This is a genomic window from Sphaerisporangium sp. NPDC049003 (assembly GCF_043197795.1).
In the GTDB taxonomy this organism is placed as follows: Bacteria; Actinomycetota; Actinomycetes; order Streptosporangiales; family Streptosporangiaceae; genus Sphaerisporangium.
The window spans coordinates 41346-66246 of sequence record NZ_JBICTU010000025.1; the positions used below are offsets into that span (position 1 = coordinate 41346).

Here is a 24901-nt window from a genome sequence, read left to right on the forward strand (position 1 = left end):
CGGCCCGGCTGGACGCGCGAGCATCCGATCAGTTCTCCGGGCCGAAGACCTGCTGGATGTGAGCCTCGCCGTCACCGATGATCTTCCAGAAGCGCCGGGTGAGCTCGATGGCCTCCTCCTTCGAGCGCGCCTCGATCAGCGCGAAGCTGACGATCGCCTCCTTCGCCTCGGTGAACGGGCCGTCGGTCACGGTGATCTCGCCTCGGGAGGCCGAGACGTGGGTGCCCGCCGGGTCCAGTCCGCCGGTCGCGAGCAGCACCCCCGCCTGGGTCATCTCCTCGACGAACGCGGCCATCTCGGCGTAGACCCGCTCGTCCGGGGGCGCCGCGTCGCCGGCCTTGGTCGTCATGAGGAATCGCATATCCGTATCTCCTTCTGGTGCCAGATGACCGGGTCCTCGCCGGTGTCTGGCTACGCGTCGATCCGGCGCGGCGGAAATCGACACCGCGCCATCTGACCAGGTCGCGAGCATATGTGACAGGGAATGCGATGTGACAGGAAGGGCCCGCGAATCCCACAGGCAGAGCGGGCGGGATCGTCTGGCACAGATGTCCACGAAATAGCCCGGGTCGGGTCACTCCTCGCCGGAGAACCGCTCCCATGCGGACTGGCGGGTGATCCCGAAAGCTTCGCCGATCTTGGTCCAGGTGACGCCGCAAGCCGATCGCTGTTACAGACACACGCTCCTGGACCTTTGTGTCCTGGTCTTTCGATACCTAGGGCTTGAGGTCGAGTTCGATACGGTGGGAGGTGGTCAGGAATTTCTCGAATACGGTGTCGACGGCCTCGGCGTACTCGCCGGTGTCGCGAAGCCGGATCCGGAGGGGGCGCCCGAGGCTCTCGGCGGTGATCCGGTACCGGCCGATCGGGATGTCCGTCAGGCCGGGTCCGTCGGCGGTGCGCTCGGCTCGCCGCGTGATGGCCTCACCGGCCGACCCGTCGATCAGCGGCCCCTGGGGGGTCAGGGTGAGAGTGACGTCCTCCTCGCGCAGGTACTCATCCGGGTTCGGCAGATCCCAGACGTCCATGTTGAAGAGCACCAGGCTTCCGTAGAAGCCCAGCCCGTCGGGCCGTTCACCGGTGAGCCGCCAGGTGAAGTCGCGAATCGCGCCGGTCGGACCGGCGAAGGACGTGTCGTCGTGAGGGGTGAGCTGCATCGTGTAAACGCGGCCCTCGAAGCGCCGGGTCACGGTGCCGGACACCTGGAACGTGGCCGTGGCGACGTTGGTGCTCACCCGGTAGCGACCGTCCGCGTCGGTCATCACGACAAGATTGCTGTTGTGGAGAAACTGGTTGTCGGCGACGATCTCCGCGCCCGCGATGGGCCGGCCCTCCGCGTCGACGACCCGGCCCTTGAGCACCCCGGCCTCCACCCCCGCCGTGGTCTCCTGCCCGGTCGCCGTCTCCTGCCCCGTTGTCGTCTCCTGTCTGGCACCGGTCGTACCCGTCACCTGTTCCCCGCCTCCACCTGCGCAGCCGCTGAGGACCGCGATCAGAACACCCGCGACAATCACTTCACGCACACCGCTCACGCTAGGTGGACGACCTTGTATCCCACTTGGAGCGGACAGCCGGAGACGCGGTTCGCACGAACTCAGGCTTAAGCGGTGCGGCGGCGGTGACGATGGGCCAGGCGGCGGTCCACCAGCGATCTCCAAGTGGGAGTTCCTAGCCTCACGTCCATGAGAATGATCGGCATGAGAATGATCGGCAGCGGGCTCGCGGCCGTTCTGATCCTCGCGGGATGCGCCGAAGAGCGGGCCGAGACCCGTCTGCTGGACGCGATGGGCGAGGTCTCCGGAAACGGCCCCGCCGCCGCGTACTTCGAGTACGGCGAGCCGGCGTGGTGGAACAAGCTTGGTGTGACCGTTGGTTCCGACAAGGAGCCGGGGCGGCGCTGGCTTCCCGCGGTCACCTCCGGTTCCGGCGACCTGGTCAACGCCGGGACCGAGTTGCCGGAGGCGACGGGAGTGAGTCCCTACGCGGGGGACCGGGCGATCGCGATCGGCGTGGCCCCGAACGTGGCCTTCCGCTTCGACGGCGGTTTCAAGGCGGAGGTCGTCCGGGCCAAACTGGAGGGCCTCGGGGCCAAGCCCCGCCGCATCGGCGATCACGACGGCCTTTCGTTCGCCCCCGGCGCGGACGTGAGCCTGGCGAAACTCCCCGTCCCGGTGCGGGGGGTGACCAACCAGTTCAACCAGGTCGTCGTCACCGACTCGACGGTCGCCACGGCCCCGGTCATCGAGCCTCTCGTGGCCGCGCTCGGGGGCGAGAGTTCGCTGGCCGAGAGCCCGAACCACGCCGCGATGGGCGCGTGCCTCGGAGACGTCGCCGCCGCGACCATCACGGCCCCGCAGACTCCCGGAGCCGTGGCGCTGTACGGAGTGGGCCTGCGCCGCCCGGCGAACCTCGAAGAGCGGGCGGTCAACGTGATCTGCGTACTGCCCGTCCCTTCGGCCGGCTCCGCCGTCAAGAAGACGTTCACCACAGGGCTAACCGCGGCCGCCATGTCGCGCGAGGGCAAGACGTTGGGCGAGTTGACCGAGGAGATCACGCATGACGAGGTCCGATCCGGTGACCACACGGTCCTGCGGGCCACCCTCAAGCTGACCGACACCACTTACGTGCTGCTCGCCGCGGAGATGCTCAGGGACGCGAAGCTTCAGTCCCTGGCCGACCCGACCCGGCCGGTGGATCCGTTGGACTCTGTGAACCCAGGGTCCACTCCGGGATCCCCATAGTCGCATCGCGGCCGGTCAAGCCAGGCCCAAGTCCCATCCAAGGGGTGTCGCCTAACGTCTCCCTGGACGCTCGACCGGGAGCGTCCAGGGAGTGAGATGCGTACGCAGTGGCCACCTCATTTCTGACCGGCTTTCCACGGCGAAGTTCCAAGGAATCTCTCATGCAGATCGGATACACAGTCCCGCAGTACGGCGCCTTCGCCGACCCGGATTTCATCCGGCAGGCCAGCACGGATCTGGAGGCCATGGGCTACAACAGCCTGTGGGCGGGCGATCGGATCATGGTGCCGCTCGCGCCCAGCGACCCCTACCCAGGAGGAGACGGCACGATCCCCCCGGCCTTCTCGAATTTCTTCGACCCGCTGACCGCGTTGACGCTGGCCGCCGTCAGCACGCGGGAGGTCCGGCTGGGAACCAGCACGCTCAACGCGCTGTGGCAGCCGCCGGTCCTGCTCGCCCGCATGCTGACCTCGCTCGACCTGCTCAGCCGGGGACGGCTGGACGTCGGCATCGGCCTCGGATGGCTGCGTGACGAATACACCGCGACCGGGGTGCCCTGGCAGGGAAGGGGAGCCCGGCTCGAAGAGACGCTCGACGTGATGGAGGCCGCCTGGGGCAATGGGGTGGTCGAGCACACGGGCAAGCTCTGGACCGTGCCGCCATCGCACATCGACCTCAAGCCCTTCCAGCGTCCGCGCCCCCCGATCCTGCTCGCCGGTTACACGCCCCCGGCACTTGAGAGGATCGGCCGGCGAGCCGACGGCTGGCTGTGCGTGCCGCTGCCCATGCCCTATCTGACCTCCCTGTGGGATGTGGCGCTGCAGAGCGCGGCACGTGCCGACCGGGATCCGTCGGCCCTGCGGATGGTGGTGCGCATCAATCCGATGATCACCGATTCTCCCGCGCCCGACGACCAGGTGCCGTACGTCGGAACCCTGCAGCAGATCGGTGACTACATGCTGGCCGTCGCCGAGGCCGGTGCCCACGAGGTGTTCGTCGACCTGCAGACGACGTCGTCCTCGCGCGACCAGTTCATGGACGTCGCGCACCAGCTCATCACGAGGCTGCACGCCGGCTGAGACCGCGCGCCCGGCTCACGCGACGATCCGTCCGCACTCGACGCCAGCCGCGCCTTGGGTGGGAGGCACCGGCTAACCACCCCCCACGGGTGCCTGGCCCACCCTCGTGCGCGCCGGATCGTCGCCTCGTCGTGTTCTCGTAAGCGGCGAAAATCGCGAGGCCAGGGAACGGGCCGATCTCTCATCGATCTCGATGCTGCCCATTCATGGATTCTCCGCTGCTTGTTGTGGCGGTTCACGTATTCGGTGGATCGCCGGCGTCGCGCTCCCTCAGGTAGGCCTGGAGTTCGGATGCTCCCGTCAGCATCGAGAGGCCGCGCATGGTGAGCCGGCTGCGCCAGTCGCTCAGCGTGGCCTCCAAAGGTGCCACTCCTCCGGCCGACCGCACCTGCGCGAGGAGCGGGGAGATCTGGTTCAGTAGGTACCCGCCGCGCCTGAGCTGGTGAGCCAACTGGACGTCCCGGACATCAGCGGGCGTATAGACGCGATAGCCGGTCCTGGTGTCCCGTCGCGGATGGATCAAGCCGGCCTTTTCCCATTTACGCAGGGTCGCGGGCCGGATCCCCAGTTGCCGGGCAAGCGGCCCGACGAACGTCATCCCGGATTCGGGCGGCGTCGGCAGCCCTGACGGCACCAGGTCCCGGAGTGCTTTCTCGACGGCCGCGAGCGTTCGCCGGTCCTTGAGGAGCTGCGCGTGGCTCTCGTCGATCACCGTGAGGGCCTCCTCGATCGCGTCCTGGTTCACGGCCCGCATGATCGCCGTCGCGGTCTGGTGGCCGTGTGCCGGCGCCAGGGCGGCGAAGGCGCGCAGAGCCAGGGCATGGAGATGGGTGTACACCCGGTACCCGTGGGGCGTTCGGTCCGCTCGCGGAAGGATGCCCGCTTCTTCATAGTTCCGTATTGCCTGCGTGGACAGGCCGTGTCCACGCGCCAGGTCGACCGGCCTCAGCCGCCCACGACTCACGCTGTCTCCACTGTTTGAGGGTTCACCGCAGAAAGCGCGACCAGATGCACCCAAAGTCTACAAGAGAGGTTCAACGATACGGTTGAAGGTACCGCGAATACACCAAGGAGAACGGGATCGCCTTGACCACTCCCCCTTCAGTCCACGATGCCGGTTGGGCCTTCGCCGGAGACGGGGGCGTCGGGACCGCGCTCACGAAGTTCCTCCGATCGCTCGCGACGACGCCCCGCCTGCTCGGTCTCGGAGAACCCATGCACGGGGAGGAAGCGTTTCCGCGATTGCGAAATCAGGTGTTCAAGCACCTTGTCGAGCACGAGGGGTACCGGTCGATCGCGATTGAGAGCGACGGTGTGGCCGGCCTGATGGTCGACCAGTTCGTCTCCGGTGGTGCGGGGTCACTCGACGACGTGACGCGGCACGGCTTCAGCCATGGATTCGGAGAGTCAGAGGCGAACCGCGAACTCGTCCTGTGGATGCGGGAGTACAACCGGGACCGTCCCGCCACCGACAGGCTACGTTTCTTCGGGTTCGACGCACCAATCGAGATGACCGGTGCCACCAGCCCAAGGGGTGTGCTCACCGCGCTCCATGGCTACCTCGCGGACCATGTGGACGCCGGTCTGATCCCGTGTTCCGCCGGCACCATCGATCGTCTGATCGGCGACGACGAGCGGTGGACCGACCCTGAGGCGGCCATGGACCCTTCGCGGTCGGTGGGATCCTCCGCCGATGTCACCAGCCTGCGCGTGATCACCGACGACCTTGTGACCTTGCTCATGTCGGAGTCCCCGCGCTTGGTCTCCGCGACGTCGCAGGACGAGTGGTGGCAGGCGTGCCAGTGCGGACGTACCGCCGGGGGGCTGCTTCGTTACCACGCCTCGATGGCCGACCCGTCCGCGACGCGTGTGCCGCGGCTTCTCGGCCTGCGAGACGCGATGATGGCCGACAACCTCGACGCCATCATCGACGACCAGGCGCGGCACGGTCAGACGCTGGTGTTCGCCCACAACCGTCACCTTCAAAAGGACAAGAGTCGCTGGCGCCTACCGCCCGGCTGGGGGCCCTTGAACGGCCGGACGCTGGAATGGTGGAGCGCCGGGGCGATCGTCAACGCGCGACTGGGCGACCAGTACGCCTTCGTGGCCACGGCGCTGGGGGCCGCGCGTCACCATGGGCTCAACGATCCGCAGGCGGACACTCTTGAGGGAGTTCTGTCCACCCTCCCGGGGGACCGGTACGTCCTCAACGCCGAACGCCTGTCCGCGGCTCTTGGCAGCACGGGAACCGAGTTGGCCCTGCGAACCGACAACTCCACCGACCACGGCTACTTCCCGCTGGACCCCGACTACCTGGAAGAGACCGACGGGGTCATCTTCCTCAAGCGCATCGCCGCAGATTCACCGTGGATGCCGGCCCCCGACGCAGGCAGCGGCGCCTGACGGAACACCGGGCCGTCGCCGCCGGCGATGAAGTCGGACGACAGACACCAAGCGCGAAGAAGCCGAACACCTCTTCTCGGCCTTCCTCGGAAATCATCCGGCATACAGCCGTAACGTGGCGAGTTCGTGCTGTGAGCGCCTCGCCCGCCTGGCCATAGTGATCTTGTAAAAGGGCCTTGACCGTGGCTTGTGGTCATCTTAGTGTGAGTTCTCGACAGCTACATTGATGCTTATCAATGTAGAGCCGTCCACGGCAGGCCGGGAGAGGCACTCTATGCGAGAGAAAGAGCGCGCCCCGTCCTCCTCGCCGGAAAATTCGATTGACTTTCTGGACCCCTTGCCCGGCTGGCGGGGATCACATCTGTCAGCCACACTGGTCGGCCTCGGAATCGGCGTGCTGCTGTGTGTGCTCAATGTGCTGGTGCTCTTCAGGACGGGAACGTCTTTCGGCGGATCGGCTCTGGTCGCCGCGCTGGGCGCCGCATTGCTCAGGCTCATCGGAGCGCTCAACTGGCAGGCCCTTTTCGTCGTCTTCTCCATCGCGTCCAGCGGATATGTGGCGACGGCCGCGCTTGACACCGGAATCGGCGCCGTGGTGCTGCGGTCCGGTGAATTACCGGCCTGGGGAATTCTCATGATATCGGCGATGGCCGCCAATATCCTGGGTATCGGGCTGGGTGCGCTCGTCGCCCGCACGCTGGTGATCACCGAGCGGTTGCCCTACCCCACGCTGAGGCCGGCGATCACCTTGATGGCGTCGCTCAGCAGCCCGGCGGGGCAGGAGGGCAGCCGACTCGGCAGGACGCTCCCCATCGCCGCGGGTATCGGTGCCGCCTCGGCTGCGGGCGTCGCCGCCTGGGGCCATGAGGCCACGCCGGAACTCTTCGGCTCCGGGACGCATCTGGCGCTGGCTCTGTCGCCGTTGCTGTTCGGCTTGGGATTCCTCATCGGCCCTCGCGCGTGCGCCTGGCTGGCGGCCGGCTCCTTTTACTCCCTCACGGTGTGGTTCGTCCAGGACCACTCGGCGTCGGCCGGACCGGTGGCCTACACCCAGCATCTCGCCTATCCCTGGGTGCTCGCGGCCGGAGTCGGCCTGATTCTCGGCTACTCGGTCGCCGCGATCGTGCGTGTTCGTGGCCCGCTGATGCGCTCGCTCCGCAGCGGTGACACAACCGGACGCCTGGTCGCGGGCCGTCCATGGCTTACCCGATGGTGGGGTGCCGCCGCCCTCGCCGTCGTCGCCCTCGCCGCAATGCTGTATCCCCCGCTTCTCAGGTATCTGGGCTTCGGGCTGCTGACACTGCTGCTGCTGGTCACGCTCACCGTCTTCCTCACCCGAGCCGGTGGAGAGATCGGCCTGGTGCCACTTGCTCCCGCGCTGTACTTCAGCGTCGCGGTGTTCGCGGTGTCGGGGGCCGATCCCGTGGTGGCGGTGCTCGCCTCCTCCACCATCTGCTGCGCCGCCATCGCCTCGGTGTACTACACCTACTCGGCCAAGGTGGCGCACGAGCGGCCCGCCGGGGTGGCGGAGCCTCCCGCCCGTCTGACCAGGTGGACGCAGGTGGTGGGCGGGCTCGCCGGGGCGGCGGCCGGCGTCATGGTGATCGCGGTCCTCACCCGCGCCGGGGTGATCGGCGGTGACGCCTTCCCGGCTCCCGTGGCGATCGCGGTCCAGTTCGTGGACTCCACCGTGCGGGGCTCGTCGGACTATCCCGTCGCCGTCGCCGTCGCGATGGCGGTGACCGGTCCCATCGGCGCGGGACTGGCCTTCACCACGGCCATGCCCACGATGCTCGGGCTGGGCGTCCTGCTCCCCCCGGCCTACTCGCTCACCATCGCGGCCGGGGGCCTGGCGCAGTGGCTTCTCACCCGCCGCAACCCCCAGCGTCGTAGCGGAACGGAGATCGCCGCCTCCGGCCTGATCATCGGAGAAGGTCTGGTCACCGTGGCCGTGCTCGTCGCGAGGGAGGTCTTGCGGTGACCCATGGCCTCCATCCGGGGCTCGTGCCCCACCACCGACTCTCCCTTCCGCCTCGCGGTCGGGAGTTGGCAGGAGAGCGCGGCAGAGACCATCGAGGAGGAGGTGATACACATGATCGCAATTTCCATGATCAAGGACGCGGAAGTCTCGGAGAAGCAGCCCGACTGCTGCACCGCCATGCGCGGCCGAAAGAACCTCGATGTCCAGACCAACGTCATGGTGGGCGACCCGGACGGCTGCGAGTAGCAGCGAAAGCCCCCTTGAAGAACCCGTTCCCACGGGTGCCACCTGCCGCGCTCTCCACTTCCCGGCAACTCCGTGGACACCGTTTCTGGGAGAGACCCCATGCTAGTGAGCCCGAACACCGTCACCTTCTCGGTGGCGCTGCCCGAAGGCACCCTCGATCCGAGTTACCTTGACGAAAGCGGCAAGGTCAGCGTCCTGGCCAACGCGGTGTCCGGATCGATGGACATCGTCACCCCAGCGGAGATCACGGCGCTGGAACGGCTGCGCACCGGAGACCTCACCGATGCCGACAGCACCGTCATGGCCGGACTGCTCGAACGCGGGTACATCTGCGCCGACGCGGACGAGGACGATTCCCGGTACCGCTCGATCGTCGACGGCTACTTCGAGGCGATCCAGCAGGCACCGTTCCAGTTCATGTTCATCCCCTCCTTCGTGTGCAACCTCGCCTGCCCGTACTGCTTCGAGGGCGAGCTGACCACCAAGAGCCCGCGCATGGACGAGGAGATGATCGACGCGGCGTTCGACGCGATACCGATGATCCAGGAGTTACACGACAACTCAGGCCCGCCGTACATCACCCTGTTCGGCGGGGAGCCACTGCTGGACACGGCCTACCAGCGCGGCGCGGTCGAGCGGATTCTGCGCGGTTCCTACGACCGCGGCTATCCGGTCACCGCGATCACCAACGGCGTGGCCCTGGACAAGTACGTGCCGATGCTGCTGCGGTACGGCTGCGAAGAGGTCCAGGTCAGCCTGGACGGCACCCCCGAGATCCATGACTCACGCCGGGTCTTCAGGAACGGCAAGCCGACCTTCGAGCTCATCGAACGCGGCATCGACGTGGCGGCCGACGCGGGTCTTCGCGTGCTGGTCCGGGTCCTCATCGACGACGAGAGCGTGGAGGCCATGCCGCGCTTCGCGGAGTTCGCCCAGTCGAAAGGCTGGATCGACCACCCGAAGATCCGCATGTTCCACGGGTTCACCAAAGCCATCACGTTCCTCTACGTCACCCCTGACCACCCCGAGGAACAGCGCAGGCGCATGGTCAGGGGCGATGTGAAACCTGGGCTCCAGGAGTCCTTCTACCGGATGCTTCGGGCCAACCCGCTCGTGGACCGGATGCTCGAACCCGACCCCGCCAGAATCCGGTCAGCTGTCATGGAAGGTGACCGGGTGCGGCCCAACCTGCAGGGGTGCAGCGCCGGCACCAGTGTCGTGGCCTTCGATCCCAACGGCAAGGTCTACGGCTGCCCGGAGACCGTGGGCCGTCCCCAGCACGCCTGCGGGACGTTCTTCCCCGAGTTCAGCTACGCGGGGGGCTACAGGGATCCGTGGCGGCACCGCCACGTCGACACGGTGCCCATGTGCCGGGACTGCAACGTCAAGCTGTTCTGCGGTGGCGGTGGCTGCCCCATCAAGGCGTGGGCGGCCAGCGGCGGTGACTTCAACACGTGCTACTGCCCGAAGGTGTCGGCCATCAAGACCCGGGTCGAAACCGAGCTTGCCTACCTGCTGCCGATGGCCCTGCGACGCCGGCAGGACAAGGCCGCGAGATCCGAAGGAGGAGAGGGAACGTGGGAGCAGATGACGCGCGTGGGTTCATTTCCCTGGATGAGCTGACCCGGCCGCGGACATCCGTGGAACCGGACGCCTGCGGGTGCGGCCCGGATCCCGCGGGAGAGGCCGCCGGGTGCGGGTGCGACGCCCCGGAGGCGACCCCGGTCAGGCGGGTCTCCGTGGAAACCCATGTCAAGCAGCGCTACGACCTGTTGGCCGGGCAGGGTGCCAGCACCCTGTGCTGCTCGCCCAACGCGGTTTACAGTACGGAGGAACTGGCGGGGGTTCCCACATGGGTGCTCGAACTGTCCAGCGGCTGCGGGTCGCCGATGAACGCGATCGACCTCCAGCCGGGCCAGACGGTCGTCGACTTCGGCTGCGGGGCCGGCCTTGACCTGCTGATCGCGGCTCGCAGGGTGGGCGTCACGGGCCGGGTGATCGGTGTGGACGCCTCGATGCACATGGTCAGGTCCGCGCGGCGCGCGGCCAAGGAGACCGGGTTCACGAACATCGACGTGCGCGTCGGCGACATCCGGCGGCCCCCGCTGCGCGAGGCCAGCGTCGACGTGGTGCTGAGCAACTGCGTCCTTGGGATGTTCCCTGACAAGCAGGAGGTGCTCAGGGCCATCGCCGGCGTGCTGCGCCCCGGCGGGTTCGCGGTGATCTCCGATGTCGTCTACGCCGACGACGCCCCTCCGCCGCAGGACGTGGCGGTCGGCGAGTCGGCCGACGCCGAGGACTTCGCCCGGTGCGTGGTGGGCATGACCGAGAGCCAGTACCGGGAACTGGTGCTGGGCGCCGGATTCGCCCGGGTGGAACTGCGCAGCGACGGCCCGGTCCCCTACCGGGACGGCGCCGAGGTGACCAGCGCGATGATCTTCGCCTACCGGGATGCCGGCACGACCGGGCAACCGTGCTGTTGACCTGCGCCGCGGTCTTCGGGGCCGCCGGGCTCCACGCGGACGACTACGCCGAGGTCCGCGTCGAACGAACAAGGATCATCGACCTCGTATGGCGCGGTGACGGCCTGGAGAGCACCCTGACCAGCGGCGACGAGGGCTGCTGCGCCCGGGTGGCCGGCCCGGCGGGGTCCTCGTTCGCCTCGTCCACCACGATGGACGCATCAGCGGTGCTCCGCCAGGCCACGCGGAACGCCCGGGAGCTACGGGTCAGGGGGGAACCTCTCGCGGACCGGCCACCGGAGTCGGGAGAGTACCCGTGCGACGTCGGCGAAGCGCCGGAGCGGGTCAGTCTGGCGGAGAAGACGGACCTGCTGGGCGGCTACCACGCGTCGGCGCTGGCCGCCCATTCCGCCGTGACCGGGGCGCTGGTCTACTACCGGGAGCTGGTGACCGATGTCGAACTCCTCACGACCGAGGGAACCCGGGTCGGGTACCGGCGCAGGGACCTGACGCTGCAGATCACCGTCTACGCCGACGGAGGCGCCGCGCGGACCGCTGGGTCGGTGTCCGTCGGCAGCGGGGGCGACTTCTCGGTGGCACGCGGGCTCGCCCCGGTCATCGAGTCCGCCGCCGCGACCGCGGTGGACCTGCGAGGAGCCCCCGTCGTGGAGCCGGGGAGCTATGACGTCGTCTGTGACGGCCCGCTGGCCGGCGTCTGGGCGCACGAGACGATCGGGCACCTGGCCGAGGCCGATCACCACAGGGGGGACGCGGAACTGCGGAGGGCGCTGGCTCCCGGGCGTCGGCTCGGCCCGTCCGGCCTGACGATCATCGATCACGCCGGGCATCCCGGTGCCCGCGGGTACGTGCCCGTGGACGACGAGGGAACTCCGGGTGGCCAGGTCGACCTGCTGCGGGACGGCGTCGTGGTACGGCCGCGGTTGCACGACCGCTCGACCGCGGCGGCCTTCGGCGAGGCGCCGACAGGGAACGCCCGGGCCCTGAGCTTCCGCCACCCGCCCCTGCCCAGGCTGCGGACCATCATGATCGATCCCGGCACCGCCGGTGACGAGGAGCTCATCGGCGGTGTGGATCGCGGGCTACTGGCCCGCGGGGTGCTCGGCGGCCAGACCGACCGCTCCGGTTTCACGTTCCTGCCCGCCGAGTGCCGTGCGATCCGTGACGGCAGGGTCGGTGAGTTGGTACGGGGCGTCGTGCTGTCCGGCGACGTTCTGGGCGCCTTCGGCGCCATCGACGCGATCGGGCGGGACCAGTGGCGCGGTGACACCTCTGCGAGCTGCGGCAAGCAGGGTCAGTACCCGCTGCCGGTGAGTTCCTGGGCGCCTGCGCTCCGCCTGCGAGGTCTCCGTGTCCACCCTGGCTGAACGTGTCGCGGAGATCGGAGCGGCGGCCGCGGCGCACGCCGACCACTGGGAGGTGCTCGGTGTCGACCGGGTCGACACCGTGGTCGAGGTCGGCTCAGGTGTTCCCGACGCCGTCCGGTCCGCGCACGAGGCGGCGCTGTGCCTGCGCGTCCATCGAGCCGGGCGGGTCGGCACGGTCACCACGACAGGGCCGGAGGACGCGGGTGCGCTCGTACGCCACGCCGTACGAAGCGCGGCGTACGGACCGCCGGCGTCACCACCAGCGCGACCGAGCCCCGCCCCCGGGCGTTCCCCCGCGGCCGAGCCGGCCGGCGACGGCGAAGGGGGCGCCGCCCGCGCCGTCCGTCGCCTGGCCGAGGGACTGGGCGCGCTGCAAAGTGCTGTCGGGCTGACGATGCACGGCACGGTGAGCCGCACCGAGCAGACGGTCCACCGCATGGCGCCGGAAGGCCACCAGGAAGGCCGGGACTGCTTCTTCCACGTCTCAGCGCTCGCCGAGGGGGCCGGCACGTCCGGCATCCAGCTACCTTGGAACGGCTGGACCCGATCGGCGGCGCTGCCCGCCGGGCTCGCCTCGTGGCTGAGCACCGCGGCCGGGTGGGCGGGGCTGCCGGTGCTCGACGCGCCGTCCCGCGAGCACGACGTGCTACTGGCCCCCGCCGCCGTGCACGCCCTGCTCACTCCCCTGGTCACCGCCCTGAGCGGCACCGCGGCCGTCTCCGGCAGGTCCTTCGCCGCCGGAGGCCTGGGCGTGCCGTTGCTCCACACGTCGATCAGCCTGCGGGACCACCCCTCTCCGCCCGCGGCCGGGGACGAGGAGGGAACGGAAGGGCTGGCTTGGCCCGGCAGCGACGACGACGGCGTACCGTGCGCGCCGCTGACGTTGATCGACAGCGGTGTGCCCGCCCGTCTTTACCACAGCCACCGGACGGCGGTCGCGTGCGGGGACGTGCCGACCGGGCACGGCTTTCGCGGGAACGCGCTGCGGCGCACGATGCTGAGACCGATCACGCCGGTACTCAACGGGGCAACACTGTCCGCCGAGGACTCGGAGACCGGCCGGTTCGACGACCTGCTGGGCGGCGTGCGCGACGGGGTGCTGATCGAATCCCTCATGGGTGGGCAACAGCGCGGTGGGCTGTCCCCGATCGTCGAAGGCCGGATCCGGCTCGGTTTCCTCATCAGGCACGGCCGGGTGGCCGGGGTCCTCCATCCTTGTGCTGTCGCCCTGGACCTGCGGGAGGTACTCGGCGCCCGCTTCCTGGGACTCACCGAGCACAGGTGGGCCGTGAGCCGGATCTGGTCGGGCCGGATGCCGTTCGTCCTCGCATCGGCAGGCGGCGGCCGCGCATGAGGAGCAGCCCATGTATGACGTGATCGTTGTTGGTGGCGGCGTCACCGGCGCCGCGAGCGCCGCCCTGCTGGCGCGACAGGGCCTGCGGGTCATGCTGTGTGACCGGGCCAAGCTGGCCGCGCCCGCCGTCTCCACGCACTTCTTCGGCCCCTCGGTGCTGGCCTTCCTGGAACGCCTGGGAGTGCTGGACGAGGTGCTGGCGACCGGTGCTCCGCCCCTGAGACGCTGGCACCTGGAGGTCGAGGGCGGCTACTACGGGGCGCCCATGCTGCCTCGTTCGGCACACCCCTACAACTTGTGCGTGCGCCGCCAGACCCTCAGCGGCATCCTGCTGAGCGCCGCGAGACGCCACGGAGCCGAGATCAGGGAGCGCCGCCCGGTACGGTCTCTGCGCTGGGAGGGCGACCAGGTCACGGGCATCGAGGGCGATGGCTGGTCCGAGAAGGCCAAGGTGGTGGTGGGCGCTGACGGGCGGGGCTCCCTGGTCGCCCGCCAGGCGGGAGCCGCCACCACCTTCGACGCCGGGGCCATGCGCTGCACGTTCCACGCCTACTGGGAAGGGGTCGCCCCGCTGCCGGCGCCCGCGCTCGAACTGTGGCATGACGACGGCCACGTGCTCCAGGTCGGCCCGTGCGACGGCGACCGCTGGGTGGTCATGCTGTCCGCGCCCGTCGAGGAGTACGACGCGCTCAGGCACGATGGCCGTGGCGGTACCGGCACGGGATACGAACAGCGACTCCTGGCGATACCCGCCATGGCGGACAGGCTGCGCCGGGCCCGCCGGGCCTCACCCGTATACGGGTCGAAGAACCTGCGGAACTTCCACCGCCGTCCCGCCGGACCGGGATGGCGTCTGGCCGGTGACGCCTACTGTCACAAGGACCCGCTGTTCGGCGCGGGTATCGCCGACGGCTGCGCGGCGGCGCAGGTCCTGGCGGACACGGTGCCTCCCGCGGTCAGGGAAGAGCACGACTGGCCTCAGTCGGAAGACCGCTATGCGGCGACCATGGAAGATCGGGTGGGCCGGAAGATGCGGATGGGCCTGGACGGACTTCGCATCGACCCGCCCCAACCGGGACAGCTTGCCTGGATCCGCGGAGTGCTGGCGCATCCGGGGCTGGCGATGGAGATGACCCAGCGCTGTTCGGAGCTGTTCGCCGCCCTTCCCGATGACCGCCGCGAGTTCTGGCAGCGCGTCGCCGACGGTGCCGCCGACCTTCTGGACCTGCCGGTCGCCGCGCGCATCGACGACCCGGCGACCACCCGGCAGGACCGGGCATGAGCCCGGACGGCGGCGCGGCGCGGAACCCGCCACCCCGCGACATCTCCGGCTACCTGTCCGGTCACGTCGAAGACCTCGTCTCCCTGCAGGCGCGCGTCGCCCACACCCGCTGGCTGGCCAGCACCGGGCAGAGCGACCAGGACCCGATCCTGCCCGAAGGCGATCACGCCTGGCTGACCGATGGCGAGCTGATCGCGCGGGCGCTGGCCTGCGGGGATCTGCACCATGCCGGGGAACTGGTCCGATGGTACTTCCGGGTCCAGCTCGCGGGGGCGACGGCGCGGCTGCGCAGGCTCCAGCGCACCGTCACGGTCGACGTCGACGGCCGGCCCTTCACCCACGGCGAGCTCATCGCGCTGGCCAAGGCCGCCACCACCCTGCGGCAGCGCGCCCAGATCGAGTCCGCCCTGGCCGTCGCCGACGCGCGGCTCCGCGACGCTCGCCGCCAATGGCTCGACGACCACGCCGAGGCCAGGGCCAGACTCGGGTTCGCGACGCACGGCGCCCTGGTGCGCGCGCTGCACCCGGAGGTCGACCTCTTCACTGAGCACGCGCGTGCCTGGCTGGACGAGACCCGCGCGGACTTCCTGCGGCAATGGCGTCGCTGGCGCGAGCGCGACGGGCTGGCCGCCCCGGCGCTGGGTGACGCCCGGCTCATCGCCGCCCGCGCCGCCGTACCCGAGCACGCGGCCGGACCGCTGGCCAGTGTCCGCTCGACCGTCACCGCCTGGGACCTGGGCGAGCACCTGGACCATATCCTCGTCGACGACGCTGTACGGCCCGGCAAGGCCGGATCCGCCTTCTGCTCCCCGGTCGCGCCGCCGACCGACGTGCGCGTGTCCACACCCGGGGGCACGACGCTCGGCCACTACGTCACGCTGCTGCACGAGTTCGGGCACGCGCTGCACTTCACGGTGGGTGTCCGTCATCCCGCCGACCTGTGGCGCGTCCCCGTGGCGCTGAGCGAGGCGTTCGGCTTCGCCCTGGAACGGGTCGTGCACGAGCCGGACTGGCAACGACGCCACCTGGGCGCCGTGGTCGACTCCGAGGCCGTCGAGCGTGTCCGGTTCGCCCGCGAGCACGTGCGGCGCGTTGTGGCGACCAGCCTCTGCTTCGAGATGGCCGTCCACGACGGCCACCCGGATCCGTCCGCCGAATACCTGCGCTGCTATCAGGCGGAGTTCGGCATCACCGTCGACGGACGGGTCGCCTGGAACCGGCTACAGGCCTACCTGGAGGGCCACCCCTGTTACCCGCTGGTCTATCACCAGGCGTTCTCGCTCCGGGATCGGCTCTCGGACCACCTCGTGGAGCGGGCGGGAGAGCGCTGGTACGCGGGGCCTGACGCGGCACGGGCCTTGCGGGAGTTGTTCGGGCTATTCGCCACCACCGACCTGGACGACTGGTTCGGCCGCTCCCCCGGCGGCGTCCCGCGCGGCAAGGCCCACGGAAAGGGCGAGCTCGTCCCTGGCCTGGCCGACCAGCCTTCGCAGGAGCGGCGACCGGCCGTCCCCGAGCATGCGATCGACCTCGGCCAGCGTCCGTCCTGACACCGACCACGTGGGGAACATCAGGGTCGCGGCGGCCCGTGCCGGTTCCGCGTCACCGGAACCCACCAGCAGCGGCGGGATGTCGCGGACGTAGCGCTCGGCGAAGGAGGCGATCAGGTGGTGCTGGGCGGGATGGACGAAGCCGCTCGCCAGCGCGCCGATCTGGGCCGGGCGCCCGCTGCCCAGGATGGCGTTCCACGCCCACTGTTTGGCATCCACGGCGGGCACCGAGGCCTTGATCCGCTCGACGCGCCTTTCCCCCGCGCCGGTCATGCCGTCGATGATCGGATCGACGGCGTCCCCGTGCGCGACCAGCGCCCGGGCCAGCCGCCATCGAAGGTCCTCATCCACCGGCCGTCCGGCCAGGACGGCTCGGTGAAACCAGTCACGCACCACGTCGAGCTGGGCGGAGGTCAGAGCCGCGTCCGCGACAGCGCGGACGGACACGAGCCGGTGGTCGGCGCCGGTGTCCTGGCGCGTGGCCAAGTCGAGCAGGTGGTCGACGAGGGCGGGCCAGCCACGGGCACGGGCCCAGCCTTGCTCGGTGTAGGCGCCGAGCAAGGTCGCGGCCTGGCGCAACAGCCGCTGCACCACGCCGATCTGCGTCTCGGCTTGAAGACCGCAGATGACCATCGTCAGGAACCGCCTCGGGGGCAGCTCGCGGTGCCGCACCATCTCCCACGCCGCCGTCCAGCAGAGCGAACGTGCCATGGGGTCGCTCAGGTGGCCTATCCGGTGGATGATCTCGTCGGCCGACCGGGCGTCCAGGACTATCCGGCAGTAGGTCATGTCACCGTCGTTGGGGAGGACCAGAAGACCAGGCCGGTGCCCGATCAGCGCCTCCACGCTCGTGCGGGCGCCTTCGACGTCGACCTCGTGACGGGCCACGCGCACCAGGGCGCCACACCGGTCCTCGGCGTAGACGCCCACCGCGAGGCGATGCGGTCTGAGCGATCCAGCCGGTTCCTGAAGGAGGTCGAAACGGGTGAAGCGTCCGGTGTGGTCGAGGCTGAAGTCCGCCCTGATCTCGGTCAGTCCGGCCGAGTGCAGCCAGGAGCGCGACCAGGCGGTCAGGTCATCGCCGGCCGCCTCCTGCAGAACGCTGATCATCTCGGTGTGGCCCGCGGTGCCGTAGGAGTAGGTGGCGAAGTAGCGCCGCATCCCCGCGAGGAAGCCGTCCAGTCCGAGGTGGGCCACGAGCTGCCGCAGCACGCTGGCGCCCTTGTGGTAGGTGAGCGCGTCGAAGGCGGTGGCCACCGCACTCAGGTCAGGGATGTCGGCCACCACCGGATGCGTGGACGGCGACTGGTCCTGAGCGTAGGCCATGGCCTTCTTGCCCGCCGTGAAGTCGGCCCATGCCTCGGCGTACTCGGTGATCTGGGTCTGCGCGTGGATACCGGCCCAGGTGGCGAACGCCTCGTTGAGCCACAGGTCATCCCACCAGCGGAAGGTGACGAGGTTGCCGAACCACTGGTGGGCAAGCTCATGAAAGATCATTTCGCAGCGGCGGCGGTGGGCGTGCCGGGTGACGGCCCGGTCGAACACGAACGTCTCCGCGGCCAGTACGCACCCGGCGTTCTCCATCGCCCCGAAATTGAACTCGGGAACGAAGCAGAGGTCGAGTTTCGCGAACGGGTAGGGGCTCGCGAACGCCTTGGCGAAGAACTCGATCCCGGCGCCGAGCTGCTCGAACAAGACCGGTGAGTCGACGTGTCCGGCCAGGGAGCGCCGGGAGTGGACGCCCAGCGGCACGGAAGCCGGGCCACCGGCCGTCCACGAGGCCCACGGGCCGGCCGCGACGGCCACGAGGTAGGTGCTGATCGGCGGAGTGGGCGTGAACCGATGCACCTCGGTCAGGACGTCAGGGCCAGACCGGTGGCGGCGGTCGAGCCGGCCGTTGGACAGGACGGTCCACGCGGCGGGCACCCGCACGCTGATCTCGAAGGTCGCCTTGAGGTCGGGCTGGTCGAAGCAGGCGAACACCCGGGGGGCGTGGTCGGCTTGGAGGTGGCTGTAGACGTACACCTCCTGGTCCGCCGGATCCACGAACCGGTGCAGACCCTGGCCGCAGGTCGAGAAGTCGTAATCGCCGTCGACGGTCAACTCGTTGACGGCCGCCAGTTCGGGAAGGTGGATCCGCCCGGTGTCGCTGCCGTACTCCAGCGGGCGTCCGTTCAGCATGACCGAGCGTACGCGCCGGGGTAGGGCGTCTACCCAGCTTGAGGCCCCCGGCCTGGCGCACGTGAACAGGATCCTGGTCCTGGACCGGAACGTCGGGGCGTCGACCTGGCTCAGATCGAGGTGTACCTGATAGGAGAGCGACTGGAGCAGCGCGGCTCGCTCGGCAGCCTCGGCGCGGGTCAGCGAAGTGCGCGAAATGGCGAAACCTCCTGGACAGGGAGTTGTCTAGACTGGGGTCACTGTCGCCGGACAGGCCCGCCAAAACGGCCGTGCCGTTGTTCTGCGGGAAGGAGCCGATCACCATGGCCGAGCACGACGAGCCCGTTTTGCTGCCGGATGAGAAGTTGCCGCCCGTCGCGCCCGATGTGCCACGTCCTTCCCGGGTGGCCGAACCCCTGACCCAGGAGCAGAGCGCCAGGATCGCCGCGGGCTTCAAGGCACTCGCCGACCCGGTCCGGCTGCGCCTGCTCTCGCTCGTGGCCTCCCACCTCGACGGGGAGGCCTGCGTGTGCGACCTCGTCGGGGCGTTCGATCTGACCCAGCCGACCATCAGCCATCACCTGAGGGTGCTGCGAGACGCCGGGCTCGTAGAGTCGACACGACGGGGGACCTGGGTTTACTACCGGGTCGTGCCCGAAGCGCTCACCTCGCTGACGACGATCATCGCACTGCCTTCCGTCGCCGCTCGCTAGCAGAGCCGCTGGGTGGTCTTCCATCACCCTCCTGATGTCGTCAGGACGAACGCCGCACACGAACAAAAGATGACAACGACTGCCGCCGGATTATTCTATCATCTACATTTATAGCCATCAATATGCCTTATCGGCAAACTTCGGAGATTATTGATAATTTCCTGCCGGACGTCAACCGCTTGACCACCCGACAAAGTTGTTGTTATCTTGCCCTCGAACAGCGCGGCAAATCCGGAAATGACCTGAAAGTACCATTGCCGCGACCGAGAATACTCACTCGTGCTGCACAGCGCCGCGATATCCCGCGGAACCCCCAGCACCACAAGCGAGGCGGGTGTCGGTTGATCAACTTTCTGACCTTGAGCGGATTCCTAGGAGCCGGTAAGACGACCACGCTCGTCGCGGCCGCGAAACTCCTCCAGTCGCGAGGGAGCCGAGTCGCGGTCATCACCAACGACCAGGGAACCGAACTGATCGACACCCAGCTGGCCCGCTCCGCCATCGCCCAGGCCGGCGAGGTCACCGGGGGATGCTTCTGCTGCCGTTTCGAGGACCTCCTCACCGTGGCGCATCGCCTGGTCGACGAGCACGGGGTCGACACCCTGCTCGCCGAGGCGGTGGGGAGCTGCACCGATCTGCAGGCGACGGTCATCCGGCCACTGAGCGCCCACTACGGCGACAGCTTCACCCCCGCGCCACTGGTCGTGGTAGTGGAGCCGGAACGGCTACAGACCCTCCGAACGACGCTGCCGCTGGACGATACCGACTCGGATCTGTCCTACCTGTTCGGCAAGCAGCTGCAGGAAGCCGATGTGATCGCGCTCAACAAGGTCGACCTCCTGGGCGAGGACGAGGCCGCCGCCCTGCTGGCGGACCTTCGCGACCGGTACCCCACGGCGACCGTGCTGGGATACTCGGCCAGATCCGGCGACGGCCTCGACCAGTTCGTCTCCCACTGGCTGGGACCATCGCCCGCCGGGCGCGACCTGGAGATCGACTACGACCGTTACGCCAACGCCGAGGCCGCCCTGGCGTGGCTGAACCAGAGCCTGACCGTCACGGCGGCAGGGGGGTTCGATCCCGACGCGTGGGCCCGATCACTGCTGGAGCACGTGTCCGGCGCCGCCGCGCGAAGTGGCTGGATGATCGGCCACGTGAAGATCAGCCTGGAGTCCGCTGCCGTCCTGACCAAGATGAGCGTGACCACCAGCGGCGGAGAGCCGACCGTGGACCGCGCCGCGGGGACGCGGTTCACCGAAGCCGAGGTGCGGATCAACGCCCGAGTCGCCTGTGAGCCCGCCGAACTCGACGAGGCCGTGGCCGAGGCGGTCAACACGGTGACAGCCTTGACCGGGACCCTGGCCTTCCAGCACGCGGGCGTTCCCTCGTTCAAACCGGGATATCCCCAGCCCACCTACCGGATCCCATCCGGAGCATTCCCCGGCTGAAGCCTCGCCTGGGTCGCGACCGCCTGGGTCGGCGACCGGGTCCGTCCGCCTCACCGATGCCTCCGATCAGAGGCCGGGCAGATCGCTTCCCGGCCTCCGCGAGGCATGCCCTCTCACCCTCGCCCCGGATGCGAGCCGGCAGTGAACAGGAGACGCCCGCATGTCATTGACCTCCGTCCTGGTCTTCTTACTGGTCGCGGCGCTGGCCGCGGTCAACGGCAGCAACGACGTGCCCAAAGGCGTCGCGACCCTGGCCGGGGCCGGGGTGACCCGGTACCGGACCGCCATCCTGTGGGGAACCGTCACCACGCTGGCCGGGTGCCTGTGCTCGCTCGCCCTCGCCTCGAAGATGACCGCGCTGTTCTCCTCCGGAGTCGTCACCGCCGAACCGACCAGCGCCTTCGCCATGGCCGTCCTGACCGGCGCGGCCGGCTGGGTCGGCCTGGCCACCGTGTTGCGACTGCCGGTCTCCACCACTCATGCCCTGCTCGGCGGACTCATCGGCGCGGGCCTGCTGTTCGCCTCGGACTCCATCGCCTGGAGATCCATCCCTGAACGACTGATCGCGCCCCTGCTGATCAGCATCGCCGTGGCGTACGCCGTCACCCTGATCCTGGCGCTCCTGTTCGGCCGGGTGAAGAACACCGGTGGGACCGCCGCCCCCGCTCCGGCCCCCGTAACGCCTGATGGGGGTGCGGCGCTGCTCCAGTCCACCGAGCCCGCCGTAGCCGCCAGGGAGGCGACCACCCACCAGGTTCTGACGGCGGCACACTGGCTGACCAGCGGTGCCACCGGCTTCGCCCGCGGCCTCAACGACACCCCGAAGATGGTGGCGATCGGCGCGTTCGCCCTTGTCCCCGCCGGGATGACGACGTGGCAGATCATGCTCGTCGTCGCCCTTTCCATGGCCGTCGGCTCCCTGGTCGGCGGCATGCGGGTGGCCGAGCGGCTGGGCCAGGGCGTGGTGAAGATGAACCACCGGGAAGGCTTCCTCGCCAACCTCACCACGGCAACCCTGGTCGGCCTCGGCGCCGGCTACGGCCTGCCCATGTCCACCACCCACGTCTCCACCGGCGCGATAGCCGGATCAGCGGGCCCCAACCTCAGCCGCCTCAGCGGCAAAACCCTGCGCGACTTCCTGATCGCGTGGCTGATAACCCCCATTTTCGCCGGCGCCGTCGCCGCCCTGGTTTACGCCATAGCCGGCTAATACTCCAACCGTAGCCAGCGATCTCGCCTCATAGCGGTGTGTAGAGACGCGTACGGCCACCACCGCCGCGTTGGTCAGGTCGTCCAGTTCTCCACCCACACCTTGATCCGATTCAGCGACGGGAAAGGCGGAACTCCACGCCTTCCGGGAAGTCACCAGCTCGGTGGGAAGCACCGGCTCACCACCCACACGGGTGCCGGGTGGGTCGAACAACCGATCATGCCAACGCCGGGCGCCGCCGGCGACGGACCACCATCACCGGCCGTCTGGCCTGTGCTTCTCCCCCAGCGGGGCCAGCGGGTGTTTGGACCGCACCCACGCCTTCGGCCAGTCCTCAAGATCCTCGACCTCGATCTCCTCGATCAGCAGGGTGTAGAGAGGTTCGGCCGGGAAGTCGTTCACCCGGATGATCAGAGTGCTGTGGTCCAGTTCGGCTCGATAAGGGAACTGGGCGTCGCCGGTGCGCTCCCACACGATCGGCGTGTTGTGCCGCCGGTCAGACGCGGCCTGCCACAGCGCAACCCTGCGAGCCTCGAACTCGACCCCGGTGATCGAGTCGATGTCCTTACCGATGCCGTGATCGGAGATACGCGACAGGTAGCTCATGTCGCGAACCAGCGTGCCGGTTGCCAAGTCGACCACATGCGCCACCAGCTCGCCGGTCGGCAGCTCCTCAAGCTTCACCGGGTGATCGTTAACCGCGTAGTAGCGGGGGTGATAGCGACTCATTACACAGCCTCCACCGACGTGGTGCGGTTAGGGATACCAGACTGGACTTCAATCACAGTATGGGCGAGGTGTTAGGCAGCCCCGTGAGCAACGGGTGCGGTACGCCGACAAGCTTCGGGTCGGCATCGTGCAGAAAGGCCCGCACCGGGAGGCGCGGGCCCTTCGCTCACCCAGGTTCAGACAGACAGGCCGCCGAACACGCCGTTCTTCACACCCGCACGGAACACGTCCCACTCAGCGGCGGTGACCCGCAACACCGGCCCGTACGGACGCTTGCTGTCCCGTACCGCCATACCCTCGCCGCCCAGCGAAGCCAACTCCACACACTCACCGCCGTTGCCACCTGAGTGTGAGGACTTGATCCACCTCGCATTGGTCAGGTCGTCCATTTCTCCACCCACTCCTTGATCCGATTAAGTGATCCGTCATGTGGGAGCGCGCTCGCTCGCACCGCCTCGTACCGTACTTGGATGTCTCGTACTTCTTTGGTTTGAGCGGTCACGTGCCCCTTACCAGCGGATTCGAGGTAGACAACTTCACGACCGTCTCGCAACTGCGCGAGGAAGAAACCTCCCAGCAATCCTGCCGTGCAACCCGCCATCACCGGGACTATCTGAATCGTGATACACGGATGCTCCGCCATGGTCAAGAGATGATTTAACTGCCCTTTCATGACGGCGGAACCGCCTATAGGCCGCTGGAGAACTCCCTCGTCCAGTACGGCCCACAGCATAGGGGGGTCCTTGCGGTCGAAGAGGGTTTGTCGCTCAAGCCGAGCTTCCACACCCTTATCGATCTTGTCGGATCGGATCCCTGGTTCCCCACGGAAGACCGCCCTTGCATAGTCGGCCGTCTGGAGGAGGCCCAGTACCAGGGTCGGCTGCCATGCACGCAGTGTCAGCGCCTGTTGCTCGGCCTCCAGCCATGGGTAGAACCAGCGCTGGTTTCCGTCGGATCGGCATAGTTCCCATACCTGGAGCAATGCCCCATTAACTCCTAGGGCCGCGTCACACTGCTCGACGAACCCTCGTTGCTGGGGCAGGCGTAGCCCCCTTTCGATGGCCCCCATCGCCGCTCCGGTGTAACCGATCCTTCGCCCTAGCTCGGACTGGGTGACTTGCACTTCCTGACGGAGTCTTCGCAGCTCGAACCCGAAACGGGCTGCCGGCGAGGTCTCCGGGTTGGTCGTCGGTTGTCGCGGCACCTGACCTCCACGCAACGGAATGCAACTGGATGCGATGGCACACAACAACGGAATCACTACGCTGTTGTCACCATTCCCTTACGCAGAGTAGAGGTTGAGCGGCAACCTTGGAAAGGCCAATCGAAACTGTCAACGAAAAGGTGGCCCCCATGCCACAGGAAATCATCCCCCATAGGATTACTCACCCGAGAAGATTCGTACAAGCCGCCCATGATGCCAAAACCACCTTCAACGCGGTAAATCGCGAGACGGTCCGATGAAGCCAGATGAGACCGTCTCCGAGAGCAGGGCGAACGAGGACGCCGACCTGCTCGCCATCCTGCACCGCCATCTGACCTCCGAAGGCATCCGGTGCCACATCTTCAAAAGGATGCGGCTCGTGATCGGCACCGAAACGGTCCCACCGCAGCGTGCGTACAACCCCACGGAGATGATCGTCTATGGCGCCGACGCGAGGGGGCGGGCGAAGGTCACCGTACGCACGAGACTCTGGGGAACCGCGATCATGATCACTCCTGCGGGGGACATGCCGGAGTTCCAGTTCCCCGTGCAGCAGGTCTCGGAAATCCTCCGCTGGCTCCGCCTGCTGGCCTGGGACGACCTCAGCCTCGGGGACTGCCGTCCTCACGCCTGAGATCGGGCCACCACCACACCGCCGTCGCGGCGGCGGCGGCGGCGATCGCGACCGTCCCACCTAACGGGAGCGGTGACGGCATTTCCTTTTATAACGGGAAATAGCCGTCGGATTTAGATCTCCCGCATGTCGGACTATAAGCACGACGACCTGAATAAGTAGGCTCGCAAACAATGGCGCACCCCGATTCGCCATGCGCCTGGACGGAGCAATACCAAGAGCAGAGGACAGCTTGATGATATATCTCGGTCGCCGTCGCGTCGTGCCGCGAAAAACCGCCCGTTCCTGGCTGGCCGCGACTCTCACGGCCATTGTGGCCA

At 68.4% G+C, this 24901-nt stretch carries 21 protein-coding genes and 1 pseudogene; 14 read left to right on the forward strand and 8 right to left on the reverse strand.

Translation table 11 applies throughout. The features are described from left to right. Positions 1–28: 28 nt before the first annotated feature. Positions 29–361 carry a YciI family protein gene (locus ACGFIV_RS26180; RefSeq protein WP_358547066.1) on the reverse strand — a complete coding sequence of 111 codons (333 nt, stop codon included), beginning with the start codon at positions 359–361 and terminating at the stop codon, positions 29–31. A 355-nt stretch (positions 362–716) separates the two neighbouring features. Next, positions 717–1523 carry a carboxypeptidase-like regulatory domain-containing protein gene (locus tag ACGFIV_RS26185; protein ID WP_392838033.1) on the reverse strand — a complete coding sequence of 269 codons (807 nt, stop codon included), beginning with the start codon at positions 1521–1523 and terminating at the stop codon, positions 717–719. A 174-nt stretch (positions 1524–1697) separates the two neighbouring features. Here ACGFIV_RS26185 and ACGFIV_RS26190 point away from each other — a divergent pair, with 174 nt between their 5' ends. Beyond that, entirely contained in the window at positions 1698–2741 is a 1044-nt protein-coding gene (locus ACGFIV_RS26190; RefSeq protein ID WP_392838034.1) for a hypothetical protein, read from the forward strand. Positions 2742–2902: 161 nt separating this feature from the next. After that, complete coding sequence (locus ACGFIV_RS26195; RefSeq protein ID WP_358547060.1) at positions 2903–3820, forward strand: TIGR03619 family F420-dependent LLM class oxidoreductase; 918 nt, start codon at positions 2903–2905, stop codon at positions 3818–3820. A gap of 235 nt (positions 3821–4055) precedes the next feature. Here the strand turns inward: ACGFIV_RS26195 and ACGFIV_RS26200 are convergent, their stop codons facing one another. Further along, positions 4056–4769 (reverse strand): TioE family transcriptional regulator, encoded by a 714-nt coding sequence (locus ACGFIV_RS26200; protein WP_392838059.1) that lies wholly within the window; start codon positions 4767–4769, stop codon positions 4056–4058. Between the two features lie 305 nt (positions 4770–5074). Between ACGFIV_RS26200 and ACGFIV_RS26205 the strand changes: the two genes are divergently transcribed. From ACGFIV_RS26205 to ACGFIV_RS26240, 8 genes are all read left to right on the forward strand, one after another. After that, positions 5075–6223, forward strand: a complete 1149-nt coding sequence (locus ACGFIV_RS26205) for an erythromycin esterase family protein (RefSeq protein ID WP_358547056.1) — start codon at positions 5075–5077, stop codon at positions 6221–6223. A 274-nt stretch (positions 6224–6497) separates the two neighbouring features. Next, the gene (locus ACGFIV_RS26210) at positions 6498–8204 is read left to right on the forward strand and encodes an OPT/YSL family transporter (protein ID WP_392838035.1); all 1707 of its coding nucleotides are present in this window, start codon (positions 6498–6500) and stop codon (positions 8202–8204) included. Positions 8205–8315: 111 nt separating this feature from the next. After that, on the forward strand, positions 8316–8450 hold the full coding sequence (locus ACGFIV_RS26215) for a hypothetical protein (protein ID WP_358547051.1): 135 nt from the start codon (positions 8316–8318) through the stop codon (positions 8448–8450). Positions 8451–8549: 99 nt separating this feature from the next. Continuing rightward, on the forward strand, positions 8550–10073 hold the full coding sequence (locus tag ACGFIV_RS26220; RefSeq protein ID WP_358547049.1) for a radical SAM/SPASM domain-containing protein: 1524 nt from the start codon (positions 8550–8552) through the stop codon (positions 10071–10073). 116 nt (positions 10074–10189) lie between these two features. Next, on the forward strand, positions 10190–10933 hold the full coding sequence (locus ACGFIV_RS26225; RefSeq protein ID WP_358547046.1) for a methyltransferase domain-containing protein: 744 nt from the start codon (positions 10190–10192) through the stop codon (positions 10931–10933). Beyond that, positions 10924–12297 carry a TldD/PmbA family protein gene (locus ACGFIV_RS26230; RefSeq protein WP_358547044.1) on the forward strand — a complete coding sequence of 458 codons (1374 nt, stop codon included), beginning with the start codon at positions 10924–10926 and terminating at the stop codon, positions 12295–12297. Before ACGFIV_RS26225 ends, ACGFIV_RS26230 begins: the two co-directional genes overlap by 10 nt. Next, positions 12281–13651, forward strand: coding sequence for a metallopeptidase TldD-related protein (locus ACGFIV_RS26235; protein WP_392838036.1), 1371 nt, complete (start codon positions 12281–12283; stop codon positions 13649–13651). The genes ACGFIV_RS26230 and ACGFIV_RS26235 overlap by 17 nt, the downstream gene beginning before the upstream one ends. Positions 13652–13661: 10 nt before the next feature. Next, positions 13662–14933: an FAD-dependent oxidoreductase gene (locus ACGFIV_RS26240; protein ID WP_358547040.1), complete on the forward strand. Its 1272-nt coding sequence runs from the start codon at positions 13662–13664 to the stop codon at positions 14931–14933. A gap of 1376 nt (positions 14934–16309) precedes the next feature. Here the strand turns inward: ACGFIV_RS26240 and pepN are convergent. Next, a complete protein-coding gene (pepN, locus tag ACGFIV_RS26245) occupies positions 16310–18862 on the reverse strand; it encodes an aminopeptidase N (protein ID WP_392838060.1) in 2553 nt (850 codons plus the stop codon). 104 nt (positions 18863–18966) lie between these two features. On the opposite strand from pepN, the gene ACGFIV_RS26250 reads away from it, so the two are divergent. The 3 genes from ACGFIV_RS26250 (at position 18967) to ACGFIV_RS26260 (ending at position 22014) form a co-directional block, all read left to right on the forward strand. Then, positions 18967–19356, forward strand: a complete 390-nt coding sequence (locus tag ACGFIV_RS26250; RefSeq protein WP_358547037.1) for a metalloregulator ArsR/SmtB family transcription factor — start codon at positions 18967–18969, stop codon at positions 19354–19356. Positions 19357–19478: 122 nt separating this feature from the next. Beyond that, positions 19479–20804 (forward strand): GTP-binding protein, encoded by a 1326-nt coding sequence (locus tag ACGFIV_RS26255; protein ID WP_392838037.1) that lies wholly within the window; start codon positions 19479–19481, stop codon positions 20802–20804. 160 nt (positions 20805–20964) lie between these two features. Next, positions 20965–22014, forward strand: coding sequence for an anion permease (locus tag ACGFIV_RS26260; RefSeq protein WP_392838038.1), 1050 nt, complete (start codon positions 20965–20967; stop codon positions 22012–22014). A gap of 255 nt (positions 22015–22269) precedes the next feature. Here the strand turns inward: ACGFIV_RS26260 and ACGFIV_RS26265 are convergent, their stop codons facing one another. From ACGFIV_RS26265 to ACGFIV_RS26280, 4 genes and pseudogenes are all read right to left on the reverse strand, one after another. Further along, positions 22270–22743: a hypothetical protein gene (locus tag ACGFIV_RS26265; RefSeq protein WP_358547028.1), complete on the reverse strand. Its 474-nt coding sequence runs from the start codon at positions 22741–22743 to the stop codon at positions 22270–22272. A gap of 176 nt (positions 22744–22919) precedes the next feature. After that, positions 22920–23132 (reverse strand): DUF397 domain-containing protein, encoded by a 213-nt coding sequence (locus tag ACGFIV_RS26270; RefSeq protein WP_358547026.1) that lies wholly within the window; start codon positions 23130–23132, stop codon positions 22920–22922. Beyond that, a complete protein-coding gene (locus ACGFIV_RS26275) occupies positions 23120–23725 on the reverse strand; it encodes a DUF5753 domain-containing protein (protein ID WP_358547164.1) in 606 nt (201 codons plus the stop codon). The genes ACGFIV_RS26270 and ACGFIV_RS26275 overlap by 13 nt, the downstream gene beginning before the upstream one ends. 3 nt (positions 23726–23728) lie before the next feature. Next, positions 23729–24004: pseudogene (locus ACGFIV_RS26280) on the reverse strand (helix-turn-helix domain-containing protein); the annotation flags it as partial. A 199-nt stretch (positions 24005–24203) separates the two neighbouring features. Between ACGFIV_RS26280 and ACGFIV_RS26285 the strand changes: the two are divergent. Beyond that, positions 24204–24581 (forward strand): hypothetical protein, encoded by a 378-nt coding sequence (locus tag ACGFIV_RS26285; RefSeq protein WP_358547023.1) that lies wholly within the window; start codon positions 24204–24206, stop codon positions 24579–24581. The last annotated feature ends 320 nt before the right edge of the window (positions 24582–24901 follow it).